Source organism: Acidovorax sp. JG5 (genome assembly GCF_017939685.1).
Taxonomy (GTDB): Bacteria; Pseudomonadota; Gammaproteobacteria; order Burkholderiales; family Burkholderiaceae_C; genus Acidovorax.
The window spans coordinates 1-2656 of the sequence record NZ_JAGKSE010000053.1; the positions used below are offsets into that span (position 1 = coordinate 1).

General features: G+C 57.0%; 3 protein-coding genes. All 3 read right to left on the bottom strand.

Annotated features, from left to right (window positions below; translation table 11 throughout):
- Window positions 1-443: glutathione S-transferase N-terminal domain-containing protein (locus J8G26_RS19030; RefSeq protein WP_210570824.1), on the bottom strand; the 443-nt coding region annotated here is incomplete at its 3' end.
- Window positions 444-547: 104 nt separating this feature from the next.
- Window positions 548-1084: a flavin reductase family protein gene (locus J8G26_RS19035; RefSeq protein ID WP_210570826.1), complete on the bottom strand. Its 537-nt coding sequence runs from the start codon at window positions 1082-1084 to the stop codon at window positions 548-550.
- 66 nt (window positions 1085-1150) lie between these two features.
- Window positions 1151-2344 carry an acyl-CoA dehydrogenase family protein gene (locus tag J8G26_RS19040; protein WP_210570828.1) on the bottom strand — a complete coding sequence of 398 codons (1194 nt, stop codon included), beginning with the start codon at window positions 2342-2344 and terminating at the stop codon, window positions 1151-1153.
- Window positions 2345-2656: the final 312 nt, after the last annotated feature.

The following is a 2656-nucleotide window of genomic DNA, read 5'->3' on the forward strand; positions in this document are numbered from 1 at the left end:
AAGGCAATGATGCGCATCTGCCCACCGCACATGGGGCACAGGCTCAGCCGCGCCATCACGCGCTCCTTTGCTTGCTGCTTGTCCTGCTCGCTGGCACCCGGCTTGAACAGTGGTCCAAAGGCCTTGTGCAACTCGGTGCTGATAAAAGCCAGCCATTCCTGGGCCCGATAGCGCGCCATAGTGCCTGCGGAGGGGATTAGAATTTTTTCCGGGGCCAGATCTGCGATGTACTGCAACACCGCTGCCACTTCGGTCAGCCGCTGACCGTCATCAAGCTCCAACACGGGCACGTAACCCTTGGAGTTGACGCTGTTGATATCACGCCCGTCAGCGAGCTTGCGAGTACGAAGGTCAGCCATCACGTAGTCGAACTTGTGCCCCGCCTCGTGCAGGGCGATATGGGGGGCGAGAGAGCAGGAACCCGGGGTGCCGTAGAGTTTCATAGAATGATTCCGTATCAAGAGTTAGGGTTTGTGTTCAAAGCAGTCCGAGCCTGCCGCAGCGATGCGCCCCTCGGATATTGGGCAGCGATGTGCTCATGGATACCTCACCAGCCGATAACGTGGTTCGACAACTCATGCGCGGCTGAGGGGAAGAAGTGACCGTAGGCCCGATTCAGATACATGAGCGGCGCGACATCGGCCTGGTAGCGTGCAGATACAACCTCACCGAATACAACATGGTGGGTTCCACTCCCGACGATGTTGACTATCTTGCAGCGCAGGCTGCTCTGCGCGCTCGCAAGATAGGGAATGTCATCTTCATCAAACCGCCAGTCCGCGGCCGCCAAACGCTTGCCGTGATCCAGCCCTCCCGCACAGGCCGCCGCAACTGCGACTTGATCGGCGGCCAAGGTATTGATCGAGAAGGTCTCGATACGGTTAATCGCCGCGCCCACACGGGTATTGCCATTCAGGCAGACCAGCATCGTCGGAGGATCCATGGTGGTCAACGTCACTGACGTGGCCGTGGTCGATAGAAAGCCATCGTCCTCGTCCATTAAAGCGATGACGTGCACCGTCGAAGCGTGACGTCGCATGCATTCCAGGACGCTAGCTCGCACCCGATTTTGCTCTTCAGTCATATTCCGTCCTTCCAAAAAGGATGTTTCGGGAAGTCAACTTCCTTCGTCGCTCGACACGAGGTCGAGTCAACGTTGTGGATCGTTGATATTTCCTGTCAACAGGAATGAACCAAAATTTGAAGCACCGCGATCGAATTGCAGGTAGACGTGGTTGGCTGCAGTGCTGATGTCGCGGTAGAAGCGCTGCAAGGGATTCGTCAGGTAGGACGCGTTGCCCCCTGCCACTTTGTAGATGAGATCGATCGCCTCATCTGCAGCATGCGCGGTCCACACGGAATCCCACTTGTTGCGAACGCGATCGGCATCGAGCAGCGGCTGACGGGCTGCGATCCGAGCCGCCATTTCAGAGAAGTCCCGCTCGCGTTTGAGCTCAGCGGCATCAGTCAGCGCCCAAGCGCGGGCGACTCGCGATTGAACCAACGGGTCTTCCCGATAGGCTTGCCCCGAAAAAGCACTGAGACGCGATTTATTCTGGGCGATAAACTCTTCGAGTGCCCCCTTGGCCATACCAAGAGATGTTGCGGCCAGCGCCGCGCCAAAAATTGAGAAGAATGGATACTTGAAGGTATCCTCGTCATACTGGCTGTCGTCATAGGTGCGCTTGGTCTCGTTCTGGATCACATGCACGCGGTGGTCAGGAACGAAGGCACCTTCCACCACGATGTCGTTGCTGCCCGTGCCCTCCAGGCCGGACACATGCCACTTATCCTCGACGCGGTAATCGTCGCGCGAGATCAGTACCGCAACCATACCCGGAGGCTCGCCGTTGGTGAACGCTGGTACCATTCCCCCAAGGAAGGCCCAAGTGCAGTGGTCGGAGCCAGACGAATAGGGCCAGCGACCGCTTACCTTCACTCCGCCTTCCACCTTTTCTAACTTGCCAAAGGGGGCGTACGACGACGAGATACGAACTCCGGAATCCTTGCCCCACACGTCGATGCCGGCTTGACGAGGCATCAAGGCGACTTCCCAGTTGTGAAGCATTAAGACGCCCAACACCCATGCGCTCGATGAGCACGCCGACGCGATCTCAGTCAGCATACGTAGCATAACGATGGGATCATGTGCGTAGCCGCCATATTCCACTGGCTGCAGAACGCGAAAGAAGCCTGCAGCTTCGAACTCGGCAATGGTTTCCCCTGGTATGCGACGCAACTGTTCGCAACGCTGAGCTCGCTCCTTCAATGCGGGCTTCATCGCCGTAGCGCGAGCCAGGAGTTCTTCGGGGGTGGGGCGGTCGATCCGGGCAGTATCAGGCATGAATGTCTCCTATCTAGTTCCAGTAAGTTGTTGGAGAGCTTATTCGCCGCGCAGTATTTAGCAAAATTGTTTCGCCCAATAACCCTATTGGGCTTGCCAATACTTGACCGGTATGCACACCGTGCGATGGCGTGGAGAATGGGTTGCGCCAGTTCCTGGTTTACACTCGACTTAGTACTACAGTTGTAAGTAAGCGGATCCATTGTTTGCTGTGCTGGTCAAAGCTGTTTTGTGACCGATGCTCGGGAGGCAGCGATGGACGCGTTGATCCACGGATAGGAAATTCAACCGCATGAGGCCAAGTATGGCACG